18 protein-coding genes are annotated in these 19210 nt (G+C 59.6%); 9 read left to right on the forward strand and 9 right to left on the reverse strand.

Annotation, left to right across the window (positions count from 1 at the left end):
* Window positions 1–342: 342 nt before the first annotated feature.
* The 5 genes from PY650_RS19995 (at window position 343) to PY650_RS20015 (ending at window position 7381) form a co-directional block, all read left to right on the forward strand.
* Window positions 343–1098, forward strand: a complete 756-nt coding sequence (locus PY650_RS19995; protein ID WP_285881286.1) for an ImuA family protein — start codon at window positions 343–345, stop codon at window positions 1096–1098.
* Complete coding sequence (locus tag PY650_RS20000; protein WP_285881287.1) at window positions 1019–2533, forward strand: Y-family DNA polymerase; 1515 nt, start codon at window positions 1019–1021, stop codon at window positions 2531–2533. The genes PY650_RS19995 and PY650_RS20000 overlap by 80 nt, the downstream gene beginning before the upstream one ends.
* Window positions 2530–5793, forward strand: a complete 3264-nt coding sequence (locus PY650_RS20005) for an error-prone DNA polymerase (protein ID WP_285881288.1) — start codon at window positions 2530–2532, stop codon at window positions 5791–5793. Before PY650_RS20000 ends, PY650_RS20005 begins: the two co-directional genes overlap by 4 nt.
* Before the next feature lie 436 nt (window positions 5794–6229).
* Window positions 6230–6709: a DUF2442 domain-containing protein gene (locus PY650_RS20010; RefSeq protein WP_285881289.1), complete on the forward strand. Its 480-nt coding sequence runs from the start codon at window positions 6230–6232 to the stop codon at window positions 6707–6709.
* Window positions 6710–6733: 24 nt separating this feature from the next.
* Window positions 6734–7381 carry an IS1595 family transposase gene (locus PY650_RS20015; RefSeq protein WP_285881363.1) on the forward strand — a complete coding sequence of 216 codons (648 nt, stop codon included), beginning with the start codon at window positions 6734–6736 and terminating at the stop codon, window positions 7379–7381.
* 521 nt (window positions 7382–7902) lie between these two features.
* On the opposite strand, the gene PY650_RS20020 is transcribed toward PY650_RS20015, so the two are convergent.
* A complete protein-coding gene (locus PY650_RS20020; protein ID WP_285881290.1) occupies window positions 7903–8088 on the reverse strand; it encodes a hypothetical protein in 186 nt (61 codons plus the stop codon).
* 79 nt (window positions 8089–8167) lie between these two features.
* On the opposite strand from PY650_RS20020, the gene PY650_RS20025 reads away from it, so the two are divergent.
* The gene (locus PY650_RS20025; RefSeq protein ID WP_285881291.1) at window positions 8168–9106 is read left to right on the forward strand and encodes a LysR family transcriptional regulator; all 939 of its coding nucleotides are present in this window, start codon (window positions 8168–8170) and stop codon (window positions 9104–9106) included.
* Window positions 9107–9217: 111 nt separating this feature from the next.
* Here PY650_RS20025 and PY650_RS20030 read toward each other — a convergent pair whose 3' ends face one another.
* The 7 genes from PY650_RS20030 to PY650_RS20060 form a co-directional block, all read right to left on the reverse strand.
* Window positions 9218–11221 carry an ASKHA domain-containing protein gene (locus PY650_RS20030; protein ID WP_285881364.1) on the reverse strand — a complete coding sequence of 668 codons (2004 nt, stop codon included), beginning with the start codon at window positions 11219–11221 and terminating at the stop codon, window positions 9218–9220.
* Window positions 11222–11266: 45 nt separating this feature from the next.
* Window positions 11267–11617: a hypothetical protein gene (locus PY650_RS20035; RefSeq protein WP_285881292.1), complete on the reverse strand. Its 351-nt coding sequence runs from the start codon at window positions 11615–11617 to the stop codon at window positions 11267–11269.
* Between the two features lie 2 nt (window positions 11618–11619).
* Window positions 11620–12585, reverse strand: coding sequence for a methyltetrahydrofolate cobalamin methyltransferase (locus PY650_RS20040; RefSeq protein ID WP_285881293.1), 966 nt, complete (start codon window positions 12583–12585; stop codon window positions 11620–11622).
* Between the two features lie 105 nt (window positions 12586–12690).
* Window positions 12691–13797, reverse strand: coding sequence for a methylenetetrahydrofolate reductase (locus PY650_RS20045; RefSeq protein WP_285881294.1), 1107 nt, complete (start codon window positions 13795–13797; stop codon window positions 12691–12693).
* 3 nt (window positions 13798–13800) lie between these two features.
* Window positions 13801–14379 carry a methylenetetrahydrofolate reductase C-terminal domain-containing protein gene (locus PY650_RS20050; protein WP_285881295.1) on the reverse strand — a complete coding sequence of 193 codons (579 nt, stop codon included), beginning with the start codon at window positions 14377–14379 and terminating at the stop codon, window positions 13801–13803.
* A complete protein-coding gene (locus tag PY650_RS20055) occupies window positions 14372–14674 on the reverse strand; it encodes a virulence factor (RefSeq protein ID WP_285881296.1) in 303 nt (100 codons plus the stop codon). The genes PY650_RS20050 and PY650_RS20055 overlap by 8 nt, the downstream gene beginning before the upstream one ends.
* 236 nt (window positions 14675–14910) lie before the next feature.
* On the reverse strand, window positions 14911–15549 hold the full coding sequence (locus PY650_RS20060) for a DUF1638 domain-containing protein (RefSeq protein ID WP_285881297.1): 639 nt from the start codon (window positions 15547–15549) through the stop codon (window positions 14911–14913).
* Window positions 15550–15567: 18 nt separating this feature from the next.
* Here PY650_RS20060 and PY650_RS20065 point away from each other — a divergent pair, with 18 nt between their 5' ends.
* Window positions 15568–15729, forward strand: a complete 162-nt coding sequence (locus PY650_RS20065; protein WP_285881298.1) for an entericidin domain-containing protein — start codon at window positions 15568–15570, stop codon at window positions 15727–15729.
* A gap of 58 nt (window positions 15730–15787) precedes the next feature.
* Here the strand turns inward: PY650_RS20065 and PY650_RS20070 are convergent, their stop codons facing one another.
* Window positions 15788–16489 (reverse strand): corrinoid protein, encoded by a 702-nt coding sequence (locus PY650_RS20070; protein ID WP_285881299.1) that lies wholly within the window; start codon window positions 16487–16489, stop codon window positions 15788–15790.
* Between the two features lie 261 nt (window positions 16490–16750).
* Between PY650_RS20070 and PY650_RS20075 the strand changes: the two genes are divergently transcribed.
* On the forward strand, window positions 16751–18331 hold the full coding sequence (locus PY650_RS20075; protein ID WP_285881300.1) for a trimethylamine methyltransferase family protein: 1581 nt from the start codon (window positions 16751–16753) through the stop codon (window positions 18329–18331).
* A gap of 101 nt (window positions 18332–18432) precedes the next feature.
* Window positions 18433–19125 carry a ferredoxin gene (locus PY650_RS20080; protein WP_285881301.1) on the forward strand — a complete coding sequence of 231 codons (693 nt, stop codon included), beginning with the start codon at window positions 18433–18435 and terminating at the stop codon, window positions 19123–19125.
* The last annotated feature ends 85 nt before the right edge of the window (window positions 19126–19210 follow it).

The following is a 19210-nucleotide window of genomic DNA, read 5'->3' on the forward strand; positions in this document are numbered from 1 at the left end:
CCTGATTCATATCTTCACTCATAGGATTCCCAGCATGATTCATGCTGAAAATGAACGATTTCCCATCCTGGCGCTACGTGGGATGGCCTACGCGCTTACCTTTCAATTGCGATCACATTGTCCATCACCTGTTTCTCCTGTGCTTTAACACCGGCATGGGCATGGCGGGTCATCAAGCTATTGAATCTACGTACACCTTGACATCAGCGGCATGCGGCCCAGTTGCAATTCAACGGCAAGCTCGCCTTTGCATGCACATTGACTCATACCCAGCTTTGGAACAAATAGGGAACATACTCGCATTTGGACGAGATGAAAACCCGATTTTGACGAAGGCTCCGAATGGCGCAGTATGGCGCGAACCTGATTGTCACCGAGCTTCGAGATCGCATCCAGCATCTTGAGGGTACGGCCGCCCGGCCGAAAACTGTCCTGCCATTTGGCGTGCGGGAGATCGACGAGCGGCTTCCAGGCGGAGGCTTGGCATATGGCGCGATCCACGAATTTGGCGGTGGCGGTGCTGGAGCTATCGACGGAGCCGCCGCAGCCATGTTCGCAGGAGGGATCGCTGCCCGGACGAAGGGCATGGTCGTCTGGTGTCTGGCTCGTCCAGACATGTTCGCTCCCGCATTGGCCCAGGTCGGCCTTCATCCGGATCGCGTCATCTATGTCGAAGCGATCAAGGAAGAATATGTCCTGGAAGCCTTCGAGGAGGCTTTGCGGTTCCGGGGACTGGGCGCGGTCGTCGCCGAAACGGTGCGTTTGCCGATGGTGATTTCGCGTCGTCTGCAGCTGGCCGCCGAAGGTTCCGGCACCATCGGTCTGATAATCCGACGATGGCGACGGCAGACTGAGGCGGGGGATTTCGGGCACCCGACGGCAGCAGCAACGCGATGGCGAATATCGGTCCTGCCGTCCGAGCCGCTTCCGGTGCCAGGTGTCGGGCGAGCACGATGGTTGGCGGAGCTGATCAGGGTCAAAGCGGGTGAAAGTGCGGATTTTGAAATAGGTGCATGTGATGCCCAGGGTCGTATCAGTCTTCTTTCCGACGCTGGCGACGGATCGGATCAGACGCGCCGATCCGTCCATACCGGTTGAGACGCCGGTCGTCGTTGTCGCCAGGAGCGGTTCGAAACGATGGTTGTCGGCCGTTGACGTGAATGCTGCGAGGGTCGGTCTGCATGTTGGCATGCCTGCTGCAAAAGCGCAGGCGTTGGTGCAGGGCCTCCATATGGTCGATGTCGATCCCGCCGCTGATCATGCAGCGCTAGAACGCCTGGCGCTTTGGGCACTGTCTCAATATTCGCCAGTAGTCGCAGCTGATCCACCAGATGGCATCGTGATGGACACCGAAGGAGCCGATCATCTTCAGGGCGGCGAAGAGCTGATGCTGTCCGGTCTCGTGAACCGGTTTCGCGCACGGGGTCTGCAAGCTCGTGCCGTCGTCGCCGATACCTGGGGAGCTGCATACGGGCTGGCACGTTCCATGATGACCGAAACGAAGATCATTCCGACAGGGAAAACGGCAGATGCAGTTGCGCGACTTCCTCTTTCGTCGCTGCGGCTGAATGCCGAGACGGTGATCAGCCTGCGCACGCTTGGCTTCCATACCGTCGGCGAGCTGGCCGCGACGCCGCGTGCGCCATTGGCCCTTCGCTTTGGTCCTGAGATTGGTCGTCGTCTCGACCAGATGTTTGACCGGGTTGCCGAGCCGATTGATCCGATCCGTTGTCCCGAGATCATCGAAGTCCACCGCGCCTTCGCCGAGCCGATTGGTGCGGCAGAGACCATCGCAAAATACATCTCGCGGCTCGTGACCAAGCTCTGTCTGGAGCTTCAGGCAAGGGGGTTGGGTGTCCGGCGTACCGACCTGATCGTCCACCGCGTCGACAACACGATCCAGGCACTCAGGGCGGGGACGGCAAAACCGGTGCGCGACACTATCTGGTTGACGAAGCTGCTGCGTGATCGCATCGAGCGCATCGATCCAGGTTTCGGCATCGAGAAGCTTAGCCTCGCCGCCACCATGGTCGAGCCCCTGGACGACAAGCAAATCGCATCCAGCCTGGTCGAGGACGCCACGGTCGACGTCGGCGCGTTCGTCGATGTATTGGGCAATCGGGGAACCTATCGCATCTATCGCATGGCACCGTTCGCAAGCGATGTTCCCGAGCGATCAATCCAACGCATATCGGCCGTCGCCCCCGACGTTGGGAAAACCTGGCCGATGATCTGGCCCCGTCCTGTGCGGTTGATGGATCGGCCCGAGCTGATCGAGGTCATGGCTCTGCTGCCTGACCATCCACCCGTCTGGTTTAGCTGGCGCGGCAAACGGCGGCGTGTGAAGCGGGCGGACGGACCCGAGCGCATCTTCGGAGAATGGTGGCAACGAACATCGGAATGGGCTGCCGTTCGCGACTATTTCACCGTCGAGGACGAAACCGGCGAGCGCTACTGGATTTTCCGGTCCGGCGACGGCGTTGATCTCGATACCGGCTCGCATCGCTGGTTCATCCATGGAATCTTCGCATGAGATATGCCGAGCTGCAGGTCACCACTCATTTCAGCTTCCTGCGTGGAGCATCATCGGCTGATGAGCTGTTTGCGACTGCAAAGGAACTGGGCATCGAGGCGCTCGGCATCGTCGACCGCAATTCTCTTGCCGGTATCGTGCGGGTGCTGGAGGCATCTCGTGCGACCGGACTGCGGCTGGTCGTCGGTTGCCGTCTCGATCTGCAGGATGGCATGTCGATCCTGGCCTATCCGACAGATCGAGCGGCCTATTCTCGGCTGACCCGGTTGCTGACGCTCGGGAAGGGGCGGGGCGGTAAAGCCAACTGCATCCTCAACCTCGATGACGTCGCGCTCTATTCGGAAGGTCTGATCGGAATCCTGGTGCCGGACCTTCCGGACGAAACCTGTGCGATCCAGCTTCGGAAGATGGCGGAGGTTTTCGGTGACCGGGCCTATGTTTCGCTCTGCCTGCGCCGACGGCCAAACGACCAGATGCGGTTGCACGAAATTTCCAACATGGCTGCTCGACATCGGGTGAAGACCGTCGTCACCAACGACGTCCTGTTCCACGAGCCCGGACGCCGCCAACTGCAAGATGTCGTCACCTGCATCCGCACAGGAACCACAATCGACGACGTCGGCTTTGAGCGCGAACGGCACGCAGACAGGTTCCTCAAACCGCCGGAAGAGATGGATCGCCTGTTCGGTCGCTATCCGGAAGCACTTGCCCGAACAATGGAGATCGTCGAGCGCTGTCGTTTCAGCATGGAAGAGTTGACCTACCAATATCCGGAGGAGGCCATCGTTCCTGGCATGACCGCCCAGCAGTCGCTGGAGCATTATGTTTGGGAATGCGTGCCCAATCGCTATCCCGAGGGGCTGCCTTCCCACGTGGAAAAGATTATCCGACATGAACTGGCGCTGATCGAGACCATGCGCTACGCTCCCTATTTTTTAACGGTTTTTTCAATCGTCCGCTTTGCCCGGTCCCAAGGAATCCTCTGCCAGGGGCGTGGCTCCGCCGCAAACTCGGCCGTCTGTTTTGTGCTCGGCGTCACCTCCATCGATCCGGATACCAACGACCTGCTGTTCGAGCGCTTCGTCAGCCAGGAACGCGACGAACCGCCCGACATCGACGTGGATTTCGAACACGAGCGTAGGGAGGAGGTCATCCAGTGGATTTACAAGACCTACGGCCATCACAAAGCGGCGCTCTGCGCGACGGTGACGCGCTACCGGACAAAGGGTGCGATCCGGGACGTCGGCAAGGCGCTCGGCCTGCCGGAGGACCTGATCAAAGCTTTGTCGTCGGGCGTTTGGGCATGGTCAGAAGCCGTCGGCGAAAAGCAGGTCAGAGACCTCAACCTCAATCCGGATGATCGGCGTCTTGCGCTGACGCTCCAGCTTGCCCAGCAGCTCATGGGAGCCCCACGTCACCTTGGACAGCACCCTGGCGGCTTCGTTCTCACGCATGATCGTCTTGACGACCTGGTGCCCATCGAACCCGCATCCATGGTCGACCGCCAGGTGATCGAATGGGACAAGGACGATGTCGAAGCGCTCAAATTCATGAAAGTCGACGTGTTGGCACTCGGAATGCTGACCTGCATGGCCAAGAGCTTCGCATTCCTCCGCGAGGAGAAGGGTATCGATCTCGATCTCGCGACAATCCCGCAGGAGGACCCGGCAACCTACGCGATGATCCGCAAGGCGGACACGCTCGGCACATTTCAGATCGAGAGCCGGGCTCAGATGTCGATGTTGCCGCGCATGAAGCCAAGGACCTTTTACGATCTCGTCATCCAGGTGGCCATCGTCCGCCCCGGTCCGATCCAGGGTGACATGGTGCATCCCTATCTGCGCCGCAGAGAGGGCAGGGAGAAGCCCGAATATCCTACGCCAGAATTGGAAGCCGTCCTCAGCAAGACCCTTGGCGTGCCACTGTTTCAGGAGTCGGCGATGAAGGTCGCGATGGTCTGTGCCGGTTTTACGGGCGGCGAGGCCGATCAATTGCGCAAAAGCATGGCGACCTTCAAGTTTACCGGCGGCGTCTCGCGCTTCAAGGACAAGCTCGTCTCCGGCATGATCCGCAACGGCTACACGCCAGACTTTGCTGAAAAGACGTTCAGCCAGCTCGAAGGTTTTGGTTCCTATGGTTTCCCCGAAAGCCACGCCGCCTCCTTCGCGCTGATCGCCTACGCCTCCAACTACATCAAATGCCATTTCCCTGACGTCTTTTGTGCGGCGCTCCTAAACTCGCAACCGATGGGTTTCTACGCACCGGCACAGATCGTGCGGGATGCCCGGGAGCACGGCGTCGACGTTCGACCGGTTTGCATCAACCAATCCCGATGGGACTGCACGCTCGAAGCTATCGACGGCTCGGATCGTCATGCCGTCCGCCTGGGCATGCGCATGGTGCGAGGCCTGGCAACGGCGGATGCGGCTCGGATCGTTGCCGCCCGTGCCGATCAGCCGTTCGATAGCGTCGATGATATGTGGCGACGGTCTGGTGTGCCTGCCACTTCGTTGGTGGAGCTTGCAGAAGCGGATACCTTTCTTCCGTCCCTTGGGCTGGAACGGCGTGATGCGCTGTGGGCGATCAAGGCACTCCGTGACGAGCCGCTCCCACTTTTTGCAGCGGCCGCTGAACGCGAGGCAAGGACGATTACTGAGCAGGAAGAGCCAACGGTCGAACTCCGACAGATGACCCAGGGACACAACGTCGTCCTCGATTACGGGCACACCGGCCTGACCCTGCGGGCGCATCCTGTCAGCTTCCTGCGTAAGGAATTGGTCGAGCGTCGTGTCGTTACCTGTGCGGAAGCAATGTCCGCTCGTGATGGTCGATGGCTTATGGCAGCTGGACTGGTACTGGTTCGCCAGCGGCCCGGCTCCGCGAAGGGCGTCATCTTCATGACGATTGAAGACGAGACAGGCGTTGCGAATGTCGTCATCTGGCCAAAGCTGTTTGAGCGGTCGAGACGCGTCGCGCTCGGGGCTTCGATGATGGCGATCAATGGCCGCATCCAGAGGGAGGGCGATGTCGTTCACCTGGTTGCGCAGCAGCTGTTTGATCTGTCTGGAAGCCTGTCAGGCCTTGCGGATCGCGATCTGGAATTCCGATTGCCGACCGGGAGGGGTGACGAATTCGGTCATGGAACGCCCGGCAGGCCGGATTCTCTGAAGCCATCGGACCAAGGAATGAAGTCACGAGACTCCTTCATTCCCGACCTTCATATCGATCAGCTGAAGGTGAAAAGCCGGAATTTTCATTGAGCCAAGAGGGGGTTTCAGAAGAATGGCCCTCCTGATGTTTACTTCGCCGCCCAATTTCCATCACCGGACGAGCGTCCTAGCCTTTCGCCGTATTAAACGCGCTGTTAACCGCCGGACAACTACCGTTGATTGAGCCAGATTCTTATACAGAAAACATTTTGGACCTTGAAATAGTGCGCCATGCGCACTATTAGTATTCGCGGAGTGATTAATGCCGGTGGTGGTCAAATTTGGAAATGTGAAGATTCATGTGTATGCGAACGACCACAATCCCCCGCATTTCACGTATCCACTCCAGATCATGATGCGCTGATTTTGATTTCCGATCTAACTGTCCTTCAAGGTCAAATTACGAAGAAGAACTTTGAGATCGTTGTCAAATGGGCTTCGGAAACTGGGAATAGAGAGAAGCTAGAAAATGAATGGAGTCGCCTCAATGAACGATGACCTCATCTCGATTGGCACCCCTCTCCCTCGCGCCGCAAAGGCTGAGTGGATTGAAAAGCGACTTGTCCGCATCACCTGGAAGTCTGGAAAGACTTCTGTTGTTGACTTGGCACCGGCTCTACTCAGCCGAAGAGTTTATATCCCACTGCGCGACGACGACAGTTTGTTTGCGAAGCTTCGTGTCGACGAGTACGGCACCGGAATCGAATGGCCAGGCGGTCTAGACTTTTCGGCTTTGTGGCTCAGCAAACTTCCATCGGTGGAATTCGACAACGAGTCATTTCGCGACGCCATGGATGACTTGGGAATGACATTGGAAGGTATGGCTGCTGCTTTGGACATCTCTAGGAGGCAAGTAGCTGACTATCGAAAGGCAAAGCCGATTCCGCGAAATGTTGCATATGCGACCCGCTATCTTGTTGAGGCCGCACATAAAAACGAAAAACGTTCGGAAGAGATGACCGCGTAACCTCAGACTATCGAAAGCGCGGCACTGCAGCTCCAGCCGAAGCTGGGTCTCGGCAGCTATAAGACTGCCTGGCTTCTGCTTCACAAGCTCCGCCGGGCGATGGTCGATCCGGACAGGCGTCCGCTGCGCGGCATCATAGAGATCGACGAGACGAACGTGCCGTTTCGCCGTAAGGATGAGCCTGAAGGCGGTGGTCAGGGGCGCAGCCCCATCGGCAAGATTTTCATGATCGGGGCGGTTGAGGTTGAGGTTGGAAAATATCCAGCACGATGCCGCCTGCAGCGCATCGTCAACATCAACCGCGAGAGCCTGCACGCCTTCATCCGGGACAACACCGCCGTCGGCAGCCTGCTTCTCACTGACGGCAACACGGCCTATAGGCGCTTGAAGGATCGTGATCATCAGGCGATCAACCTGAGCGCCGAAGATGCTCCTCCTGCCCATAAAGTCCTGCCATGGGTGCATCGCCTCTTCGCCAATTTCAAGCGATGGAGCTACGGGACATATCACGGCGTCCGCGACAAGCATGTCGACATCTACGCCGACGAGTTTGTCTTCCGCTGGAACCGCCGCCGACATTTTCAGACCAACGTCGATACCATCCTTGGTCTCGGACAGCGGATCGGGCGCATGCAATGGTTGAAATCCTACTTCGCATGCGTTCCCCCATAAATAGTCCTCCCTAAAGGCTGGACTATTCGGTACCTTCCCGCAAGCGCCTCCGATTTCTATATCGAAACTTTTGTGGTTTAGAGCAGCGTTGTACAAGTGACGCTCGATAGGCGAGTAGATGTCGTTGGACGAAGTTTCCGGATCGCGCTCGAAGAACGCGGAGTCGTGTTTACCCCGCAAAGCGAAGCTCCGGCAAGGGCGTCCCTTGGCGCTCGGGCCGGTCGAAATCCAGGTCCATCAGGTATTGTTGAGGATAATGCGGCGGCGCATTAGGGTGCTAGGCGGCTTCCTGATGTCCTTTTTGAACGCGGCGTTCATCGAGAGGAAGCGGGCCGCGGGCAGGGGATTGCGTTCGTGCGGGGATTGCTCTCAAGAATTGATAGTCAGAAGTGAAATGCGTCGCCCTATTGGAGTGAATCCGGCGGTCGCGAGTTTGTCTGAGGCGGTCACCGATGGCGCTTCAACGGTCTGAGAATCTCTAAATTTGTGTAGCATGTTGGAACTTCAATCGGTTGGCTGAATCATAATTGGTTGGTTTCGACAAGCACCCGATCCGGGGGCAGACCGCGGGCGTTGACGTCATCGATCAGATGCGCGGGAAAGCGCGTTGCAATTTCATCGAGCGTGTGCTGCGCCGTGCGCTGGATTTCGCGGGCGCGCATGAGCTTGAATATGCGAGATGCCTCGCGAAGTGCTGTGCCAGCCATGGTCATTGCTCCTTTTCGGCTGCCGCTATCGATTTCGTTAGGACTAATATGGTGCTTCGTTGACATTCAGACAAATGAAATGATATGGTGCTTAAAATCAGAAAAATTGAAGGACACCGTTATGACCGTACCTTTTCGCCGGCCCATACCGCTGCTCGACAATGAAGTTCTGCGCACCTTTGTCGCCATCGCCGAAACCGGCAATTTCTCCACAGCCGCCGATGCGGTTTACCGCACGCCGTCTGCAGTCTCGATGCAGATCAAGAAGCTGGAAGAACAGTTGGGTGTGACGTTGTTCCTGCGTGACGCGCGCTCAGTCAGCCTGACGCAGCACGGCGAGATGCTATTATCCTATGCTCGCAACATCCTGGCTCTCTCCAATGAGGCTGTGTCGCGCTTCATTATGCCCGAGCTCAGTGGCGTTGTGCGGCTCGGCGCTCCTGATGATATCGGCGAGCGCCTGTTACCGAGCATTCTGAAGAGTTTTTCGGAGAGCTATCCAGGCATCATGGTCGATGTGACCGTCGATATGAGTCTCCAGTTGAAGAAGCGCATCGAGGAGCAGCGGCTGGATCTGGCGCTGATCAACTGCGCGACGCGGCCATTCCCGACCGATGGCGAGGTTATCTATACCGAGCGCCTGGTCTGGGCCGGGGCAAAATGCGGTACGGCCTATCGGCGCGATCCGTTGCCGATCTCGATTTGGGAAGATGGATGTATCTGGCGATCAGAGGCTTTGGCGCAGCTCGAGCGGCACAAGCGGCCTTACCGCGTTTCCTACCTTAGTGCCCATACAATGGCACAGCGCGCCGCCGTGGTTTCGGACCTGGCGATTGCGCCGTTTCCGCGCTCCTATGTCACCGATGACATGACTGTCCTTGGCCCGAACGAAGGTCTGCCCGAACTCACCTCCTTCGACATCCGCCTGCTGACGGCATCGCAGATGACCGGGCCGATGAAGGCCGTGGCGGACAGCATCCGCAATGCGTTCGTGGAGATTGCACGCGCTGCAGCCTAAAGCGCATCTCTGGGATGAGACTATTGCACTTTAGGTTCTGAGTTTTCGCATGTCGTTATCGCAATACTGTTGCGCACTGTTTTGCGACTTCTCTGAGGCGGCGCGCTTTTATTATTCGCGGCTGCGGCGACGTCTGCGACCGCCGCCCTCGCTGCCTGCATCGTCGGCAAGCTGCTTGCGTTCCGGCAATGTCACGACCTTCGAAAGTTCCGGGAATGCGTCGACCTTGTTCGGCAGCGCCATGGCGTAGACGAAATGCTCCTGAAATTTTGATTCAAGAGCCGTCTCTATCTTCTCGATCCTGCTGACGGTTTCCTCGATTTCGCGGCGATGGCCGCGATTGAGCAGCGCCATACGCGCGCCGGTGCCGGCCGCATTGCCGACCGCCTTCACCTTGTCGAGGGCGCAATCCGGTATCAGGCCAAGGACCATCGCGTATTTCGGATCAATGAAAGTGCCGAAGGCGCCGGCAAGGCCGATGCGATCGACATGGCTGATGCCTTGCTTGTCCATCAGCAGCTTGACGCCGGCATAAAGGGCCGCCTTGGCAAGCTGGATGGCGCGCACGTCGTTTTGCGTCACACTAATGCGTGGCTCGCCGTCGCGCAGCAGATAGGAGTAGGTCCGCCCATTCTGCAGGATGCGGGGCGAGCGCGCCGTCATGCTGCCGTCGACGACGCCATCTTCAGAGATGATGCCGGTCAGGAACATCTCGGCGACAACCTCGATGATGGCCGAGCCACAAATGCCGGTGACGCCGACCGCAGCGGCTGCGTCTTCGAAGCCCGGCTCGTCTGACCATGGCTCGATACCGATGACACGGTAGCGCGGCTCGAGCGTGCTGGGATCGATGCGCACGCGCTCTATGGCGCCCGGGGCGGCGCGCTGACCGCTGGAAATCTCCGCGCCTTCGAAGGCGGGACCGGTGGGCGAGGAGGCTGCTACGACGCGGTTGCGGTTGCCGAGCACAATCTCGGCATTGGTGCCGATATCGACCAGCAGCATCATTTCGTCCTGCCGGTGCGGCCCCTCGGCCAGCGTCGCGGCTGCGGCGTCGGCGCCGACATGGCCGGCGATGCAGGGTAGCATATAGACGCGGGTGCCGGCATTCATCGGCAGGCCGACTTCCGTCGCCGTCAGATGCACAGCCCCGGAGACGGCGAGCGCGAAGGGCGCGCCGCCGAGCTCGGTCGGATCAATGCCGAGGAAGAGATGATGCATGATCGGATTGCCGACGAAGACTGCATCCAGAATGTCCTGGCGCGAGACACCGCCCTGGGCGCAGACCTTGTCGATCAGTCCGTTCAGCGCTTCGCGCACGGCATTGGTCATGGCGCCACGGCCATCGGGGTTCATCATGACATAGGAGACGCGGCTCATCAGATCTTCGCCAAAGCGGATCTGCGGATTGGATGCGCCGGCAGATGCCACCGTGCGGCCCGACAGCAGCGAGGAGAGGTGCATGGCGATCGTCGTCGAGCCGATATCGCAGGCGATGCCATAGGCTTCGTTCTTCAGGCCCGGATAGAGTGCGATGAGGCGAGGGCGGTCGCCCTCATGATCCCGGTGGATCGCGGCGGTAACCTTCCATTCGCCCTTGCGCAGGATCGATTGAACCTGGGGGATGATGTGAAAGTCGACTTCGAGATTGTCGTATTTCCAGTCGGCCGCCAATGCGGCTTTCAACCGGTCGAGATCGCCTGATGGCTTGTGCATATCCGGCTCTTCGACCTCGACGTAGCACATATGCACCGCCGTATCGCGAGCGATGACGCGCTCATCGGCGGCCTTGCGCACCACCTGCGCATTGATCACCGTATCCTGCGGCACGTCGATGACGAGATCGCCCTTTATGAGCGCCGAGCAGGAGAGGCGTCGTCCTTCGGGAAGATCGCGGACCTCGGCATAGCGCCTCTCTTTCGGGCCGATTGGCGAGAGATGGTCATTGGCGGAGACGATCTTGTGCTTGGCGAAATTGCCCTCCTGCACCGAGACCTGGCAACGCCCGCAGGTCGCGCGACCGCCGCAGACGCTCTCGACATAGACGCCAAGCTGGCGAGCCGCCTCCAGCACCGGTGTTCCGACTGCGAAACGGCCACGCTTGCCGGAGGGCATGAAAAGGACGAGGGGATTGGTGCTGTCGCTGGCTTCGGCCACGGATCAGCCTTTCTGTTTGGTAAGGCGGCGCACATTCGATCGAACGCGCTTGCTGTAGGGCTTTACGGTCGCCCGGGCGATTGCATCGGCGGCGCGCCGCGATGAGGTGGCGCCGCCGGTTGCGATCGCTGTTGTTGCCGTGATGTTCTGTTGGGCCATGGCGATATTGGCCGCGACGGCGCTTTCCGCCGCAGCCATCATCTTTTCTAAGACCATCCGGTTGAGTTCTGCGGTGTTCATGGCACCGCCGGTCAATGCCGCCGTCCACATTTGTTGCGTGCGCATCGCGATCACCATCGGCGCCTGAAACCAGAGCGTCGCGAGATCGTTGGAAAGCCGGCGGCTCGGATACATCGCTATTCCCTCGCAGCTCCGGTGCCCGCACGCGCAGCGCGACCGCCGCGACGTCCGCCGCCAGCGGCGGGAGCGGCCGATGAGGGTGCTGCGGCACCGCCCTCGGCCGGCTTGTAGTCGCGATACGTCATGATCCAGTTGGTGCAATTGGCGTCGGTGCCGTTCAGTACGTTTGCGGCGCGGACGGCTTCCATTTCCTGCGGGCGGCAGGGATTCATGATCGCCGAGGTCATGCCGGCGCCGATGACCATCGGGATGAAGCCAGCATTGATGCCATGGCGGTGCGGCAGGCCGAAGGAAATATTGGAAAGGCCGCAGGTGGTATTGACCTTCAGCTCGTTGCGCAGGCGGTGCAGCAGCGCGAAGACCTGACGGCCGGCGTCGCCCAGCGCACCGATCGGCATGACGAGAGGATCGACGACGATGTCATGCGGCTTGATGCCGTGATCCATGGCGCGTTCGACGATCTTTTTCGCGACGGCGAAGCGGACATCGGGGTCCATGGAAATGCCGGTCTCGTCGTTGGAAATCGCGACGACGGGCACATCGTATTTCTTCACCAACGGCAGGATGGCTTCTAGCTTTTCCTCCTCGCCGGTGACGGAATTGACCAGTGGCCGGCCCTTGGCGACTTTCAGCGCCGCTTCAATGGCCGCCGTCACCGAACTGTCGATCGACAGCGGCACGTCGACGAGGCCCTGGACGATTTCCAGCGTCTGCACCAAAAGGCCCGGTTCCGTCTCGTTCGGATTGACCGAAGTGACCCCGGCATTGACGTCAAGCATGGTCGCGCCGGCGGCTACCTGTTCCAGCGCGTCCTTGATGACGGTATCGAAGTTGCCCTCGATCATCTCGGCGGCCAGCTTCTTGCGCCCCGTCGGGTTGATGCGTTCGCCAATCACGCAAAAAGGCTGGTCGAAACCGATGACGATTTCGCGAGGGGCTGAAGCAACGATGGTGCGCGTCATATCTGATCCTCTGGTCAGTTTGCCCGATAGAGGTGGTCTATCGTGCGATGATTTGGGTTACAAGCCAGGCCGGCTCCTGCGCCCGCCTGTTGCGAATATTCTCGTTCAATGCGTTTGGTGCGGCGGATGATGGGCGGCCGCTTCGGCCATTTGCTGCTGGTTCTCCTCCATGCCCCCGCGGATATGTTCCAGGCGCTCGGCGACAAGCACGTCGGTTCGGTTCGCCTCGTGCTTCCATGGCTGGCGGCCTTTCAGCACGCCCGATTCATGCACCATCTCTGCGACATATTCTTCCTGGCGATAGGCCATGACATGGATGCCGGAAACGCCCTCGATCTCCTTCACCTCGTTGATGATGTCGATACAGAGCTTCTTGCCTTCCTTCTTTTGATCCTCGGCACCTTCGATGCGCTTGATGATCGCGTCCGGAATGTGCACGCCCGGCACGTTCGAGCGCATCCAGCGCGCGGTTCTGGCGGAAGCCAGCGGTCCGACACCGACGAGGATAAAGCACTTCTCATCAAGGCCGAGATCCCTGACCTTTTTCATGTAGTCGCGGAACATCGCCACATCGTAGCAATATTGGCTTTGGACGAACTGCGCGCCGGCTTCGATCTTCTTTGCCAAGCGATAGGGCCGGAAGTCATAAGGCGGCGCAAACGGATTGATGGCGGCGCCGAGAAAGACTTTCGGCGGTGACGTCAGCTTGCGGCCGGAGAGGAACTTTGCGTTGTCGCGCATGATGCGCACGGTCTCGAGGAGCGACATGCAGTCCAGATCGAAAACCGGTTTGGCGCCCGGCTGATCGCCTGCCTGCACGCCGTCGCCGGTCAGGCACATGATGTTGCAGACGCCCATCGCGGCGGCACCCAGCACGTCGCCCTGAATGGCGATGCGGTTCTTGTCGCGGCAGGCGATCTGCATAATCGGCGCATAGCCCATGCGCGTCAGCAGCGCGCAGATGCCGACCGAAGACATGTGGCAATTGGCGCCGGAGGCATCGACCGCGTTGATGCCATCTACCCAGCCGTCGAAGATCGAGGCGCGTTCGTAAACATCTTCGGCATCGGCGCTGTCGGGCGGGTTCAGCTCCGCGGTGACGGCGAACTCGCCGCGACGCAGCACGCGTTCCAACCGCCCGAGCGAGGAATGGCCGGGCAGGGGATCGAGCGGCAGATGGGCGCCAAGCGGATTTTCATCTATATGCGCCATCGATCAAGCTTCCTTCTTCGCCGCTTCACGCGCGGCTGCGGCCTCTGCTGTCACGCGCAGCCAGGAGGAGGTTTCGCGCAGCGACTGGTTCACCGGCTTCTGTACCTTCAAGATCGCATCGCCACCGACCATGTTGCGCGAGCCGTTCCAGGCCTGCACCCAGACGCAGGGCATGTCGGGCTCCACTTCGCAATTGCCATTGGCACGCACGCCGCCGCAGGGGCCGTTGCGCAATTGCTTCGGACAGTTCATCGGGCAGGACATGCCGGTTGACGACAACGCGCATTGCCCACACATCCGGCAGTCGAAAAGAAATCCCTTCACATTGCGCTCGACGAAGGTGATCGGTCGTTCGACGCGCTCATAGCCGATCGATTTCCAGAGTGGATGCAAAAGCAGGAACGTATCGGCGAAGCGATGATAAAACCACTCGAGGAAGCGCGAATTGCGTACGGCCCAGAGGCGGACTGTATATTTGCGGCGGGCCCGTCGGTTCGGCGAAACGCCTGATGGCGTATAGGCGCCGCTGGCCGCCTTTGCTCCAGCAGCGGCATTGCCCGGTTTCTGAACTGCATCAGCCATTGTCGCGGCCCCCTGCCTTGACCAGCGCGACGAGACGCTCGCGGTCGTAGGCAGCTTCGAGTTCGCTTGCGGCCTTGTCGGCCTCTGCTTCAAGATCGTCGGAGACGGGCATGGGATCGGCTTTGCGCCATTCTGCCAGATAGTCGTCCGTCTCCGCGGCGCCCGTGCGCATGGCGCACATGTCGATCGCCTCGGTGAAGCGAAGCGACAGTTCGCGCTTGGCTGTCTGCCGTCCCTTCTTGATGATGATCTGGGCGGGAATATCCCGCCAATAGACGACAATGCGATCGGCCATGCAAATTCTCCTCTTTGATCAAGAATGCACGTCCGCCGATCCGGGGACTGCGCTTGCGGCGACGCCGTACATGCTGAAAAACGACGTCGCGCAGAAACCGTCTTCTCTGCTGTCGCCTTTAGTCACCTTTGAGTGACATCGTCTTGTTTTTCGCGGCAATTCACGGATTTCGGCGCCGCCACCATGGTCGCGTCTCGTGGCTGCCTCAGTTAAGGAGACGGGCGGCGATGTCGTAATCAGACGGCCAGCAATTCGCGGGCGAGATCGCCGTAGCCGGTGAAGCGGTATTCATAGTCGAGGCCGAGATAGGCTGCCGCTGCTTTTGCTTTTTCCTGCAGTGCCGGGTCCTCTTCTTGCGACAGATAGACGACCTTGCGGTAGTTGCCGAAATATATTTCCTTCAGCTCCGGATGCCGGTCGAGGCCGAGCGGTACGACGACGAAGGATAAGAACTGGCGGGCTAGGAAATCGGTGAGGAAGAAAGAGGTAACGTCGTCTTCCCGGGCGGCGAAGGCCTCGTTGCCACTGAAGAAGGAATAGCAGTGGGGGCCAGAGAGGCGATCGATTTCTTCGCGCTCGCAGATCTTGTCGATGTCGCCGCCGGTGCCGCAGTCGGCATAACCGACGAAAATCTTCTTAAAGCCGCGCGAGCGCGCGTCCGCGATAGCCTCTTCGAGGGCCGGGGCGATCTTCTGTGGATAGGAGTGATAGATGGCGGGAAAACAGTGCAGGTCGATGTGATCGAGGTTATTGATCCTGGTGATCGCCAGTATCTCGCGCGCGATTGCACCGCACGCGATCACATGAACTTTTTGCGCGATTACGCGTTCATTGGGCGAGGTATTCGTCTCCGCCTTTTGCCGATCAATATCCATTCCGAAAGGGCTCCGATCATGACTGCACCGACACTCACCAAAATCGCGGCCGCCTGCGCAGTCCTTATGGTACTCGCTTCGTGCGCCAACACAATTCGCGGCATGGGCAGGGATACGGCCAATGCGGTTAACGCGACCGAAAATGCCGGTCACCAGGTAAAGAGAGCGGTCGTCAACTGATCTGGGATGCCGGTCGGCCGGCGGCAATCCCTGCCGCCGGCCTTAGCATTCGTCGAAATCAGGCGTTGGCAGCGTGGCTGTTGTGCTTGCGCTTCATGAAATCCTTGGCGGTTTCGACCGCCACGGCTGCGTCACGGCAATAGGCATCGGCACCGACTGCCTTGCCGAACTCCTCGTTAAGCGGCGCACCGCCGACGAGTACGACATAGTCGTCCCGCATGCCCTTTTCCTTCAGCGTATCGATGACGACCTTCATGTAGGGCATGGTCGTCGTCAAAAGCGCTGACATGCCGAGAATATCAGGCTGTTCGCGTTCGATCGCGTCGAGATAGTTTTCGACCGGGTTATTGATGCCGAGATCGATAACGTCGAAGCCGGCGCCTTCCATCATCATGCCGACAAGGTTCTTGCCAATGTCATGAATGTCGCCCTTGACGGTGCCGATCACCATCTTGCCGAGCTTCGGCGCGCCGGTCTGCGCCAGCAGCGGCCTGAGGATCGCCATGCCGGCCTTCATTGCATTGGCGGAAAGCAGCACTTCAGGAACGAAGAGAATGCCGTCGCGGAAGTCGATGCCAACGATGCGCATGCCTTCGACAAGCGCTTGAGTGAGGACATCATAGGGCACCCAGCCGCGTTCGAGGAGGATATTGGTCGCTTCCTCGATTTCTTCCTTCAGTCCGTCATAGAGGTCATCATGCATCTGCTGCACGAGTTCCTCATCCGAAAGTTCCGCGAGAATGATTTCGTCGTCAGACATGCGCTCCATCCCGTTTTCGTGCGATGCATCAGAGGCTTGTATAAAACACTGCTGGCTTTACCGATAGACCCGAAGCCTGACAAAACCCTTTTCGAAAGCGACGTCGCAGGGATCAATCGCGACGCATGGAAATGAAGCAATTTCGCCTTGCCCATGTCTGTCCTATGCTAGTCGCTGGCGCATAAAGAAACGTCCGGGCGACGGAATCGGTTAGCATGGGGCAATGACAGACGCATTCATGCGCAGGAGTGAGGAAGCATCATGGACGATAACATTGAGCAACCGGCCGCTGGCGGTGATGGTGGCGGACGGCGTTCGCGCAGCGAGGGCAGAGGTGCGGCCGCTCGGCGCGCATCGCGCAGCGGCGGTGGGCCGGGTCCGTCGCTTCCATATATTACCCGCAGGATTGGCGTCTACGAAGTATTGGACGAGGAAGGCCTGCAGCTCATCGAGCGCAACGCCGATACCGTGCTTGAAGAAATCGGCATCGAGTTTCGCGACGACGCAGAAGCGCTGGCGCTCTGGAAGGAAGCCGGCGCCGATGTTAAGGGGCAGCGGGTCCATTTCCCGAAGGGGCTCTGCCGGGAACTTTTGAAGACGGCACCGAAGGAATTCACCTGGCATGCGCGCAATAGCGCTCGCAACGCCCATGTGGGCGGCAAGGCGACGATCTTCGCGCCGGTCTACGGCCCACCCTTCGTCCGCGATCTCGAGGGAAATCGTCGTTACGCAACGATCGAGGATTTCCGCAATTTCGTGAAGCTCGCCTATATGGCGCCGTCGATGCATTCGTCAGGCGGCACGGTCTGCGAGCCGGTCGACATTCCCGTCAACAAGCGTCACCTCGATATGGTCTACAGCCATATCAAATATTCCGACAAGCCGTTCATGGGCTCGGTCACCGCGCCGGAACGTGCCGAAGACACGATTGCCATGGCCAAGATCGTCTTCGGCGATGACTTCGTCGAAAACAATTGCGTCACCCTGAACCTGATCAACGCCAACTCGCCGATGGTATTCGATGAGACCATGCTCGGTGCATTGAAGGTCTATGCGCGGCATAACCAGGCCTCCGTCGTCTCCCCCTTCATCCTTTCCGGCGCAATGAGCCCGGTGACGGTTGCGGGCACGCTGACGCAGATCCTGGCCGAAGTGCTGGCCGGCGCGTCCTTCACGCAGTTGATCCGCAAGGGATCGCCGGTGCTCTACGGCACTTTCGCAGCCTCCATCTCGATGCAGTCGGGTGCGCCGACCTTTGGTACGCCGGAGCCGTCGCTGGTTTCCTACGGTTCAGCCCAGCTTGCACGCCGCCTCGGCCTGCCGTTCCGTACCGGCGGCTCGCTCTGCGCCTCCAAGGTGCCGGATGCGCAGGCAGCGCACGAATCTGCCAATACGCTGAACATGACGCTGCTTGCCGGCACGAATTTCGTGCTGCACGCGGCCGGCTGGCTCGAAGGCGGCCTCGTCTCCTCCTACGAGAAGTTCATGATCGACCAGGATCAGCTCGGCATGATGCAGAAAATGGCCGCGGGCGTCGATCTTTCGGAAAACGGTCAGGCGCTGGACGCTATTCGCGAAGTCGGGCCCGGCAGCCACTATCTCGGCTGCGGTCATACGCAGGCCAATTTCCAGACGGCCTTCTACCGCTCGGCGCTCGCCGACAACAATTCCTTCGAGCAGTGGGAAATCGAGGGCCAGAAGCGCATCGAGGAACGCGCCAATGCGCTTTGCCGCTCCTGGCTTGATCACTATGAAGCGCCGCCGCTCGACCCAGCAATCGACGAGGCGTTGCTGGCATATATCCAGAAGCGCAAGGATTCGATGCCGGACGCTTTCACCTGAAGAGAGCCCGAGGCCGCCAGGGAGCAAGGCGGTGCGGTACGCGTCGCCGATCTCATCCAGAAAGAGGTCTGGCGGCCCCACTATCAATATAAGGGGCCGCGATGAGCGGCGGCTCTATCATAGTCAGCAAACTCCGTGCGGCGCTTGCTCCGCACGGAATTTTTATTCGCGGGACCGTCTCCTTTGGCAAGGGCGAGGGACCGGCATTGGCCGACGGGAAGCAGGCGCGGAGCGTGGTTCTGCTCGGAAATATCGGCGGCTCCATCTGGGAGCCGTTTTCCCGGTGGCGGCAATCGACGGAAAATGCCGGCCGCAAGGATCCGCTGGACGACTGGTCGAAGGCGATCATCCGGCCGCTCGCCGCAGCATTCGACGCCACGGCTTATTTTCCCTCCGACCCACCGTGGCAGCCGTTTCAACGCTGGGCCATACGGGCGGAGGGTTTGAAGGCATCGCCGCTCGGCATCCTGATCCATCCAGACTATGGCTTATGGCACGGCTATCGCGGCGCCCTCGGCTTTGCCGACTTGATCGGAGAAACTGAACCACAGACGGTTGTTTCACACCCCTGCGACCAGTGCGTCTTAAAGCCTTGCCTGACGGTTTGTCCTGTCGATGCCGTCGCGCCCACCGACTTCGATGTTGCCGGCTGTCGGTCGCATCTTCGCTCGGCGGCGGGAAAGGTCGGCTGCATGGTCGATGGCTGTCTGGCGCGCAATGCCTGTCCGGTGGGTTCCGGCTATCGTTACCCCAAGGGGCAGCTTGCCTTTCACATGGCGGCACTTCAATCTTAAAAGGCCGAGGGATTTCCTTCTTTTGTGCTATTTCCCCTTTGCTCCAATGTCTGCGAAATCCGCTGCGGAGTTGTGCGTTTGAGCC

It is taken from the genome of Martinezella calliandrae (assembly GCF_030272695.1).
GTDB lineage: Bacteria > Pseudomonadota > Alphaproteobacteria > Rhizobiales > Rhizobiaceae > Rhizobium > Rhizobium calliandrae.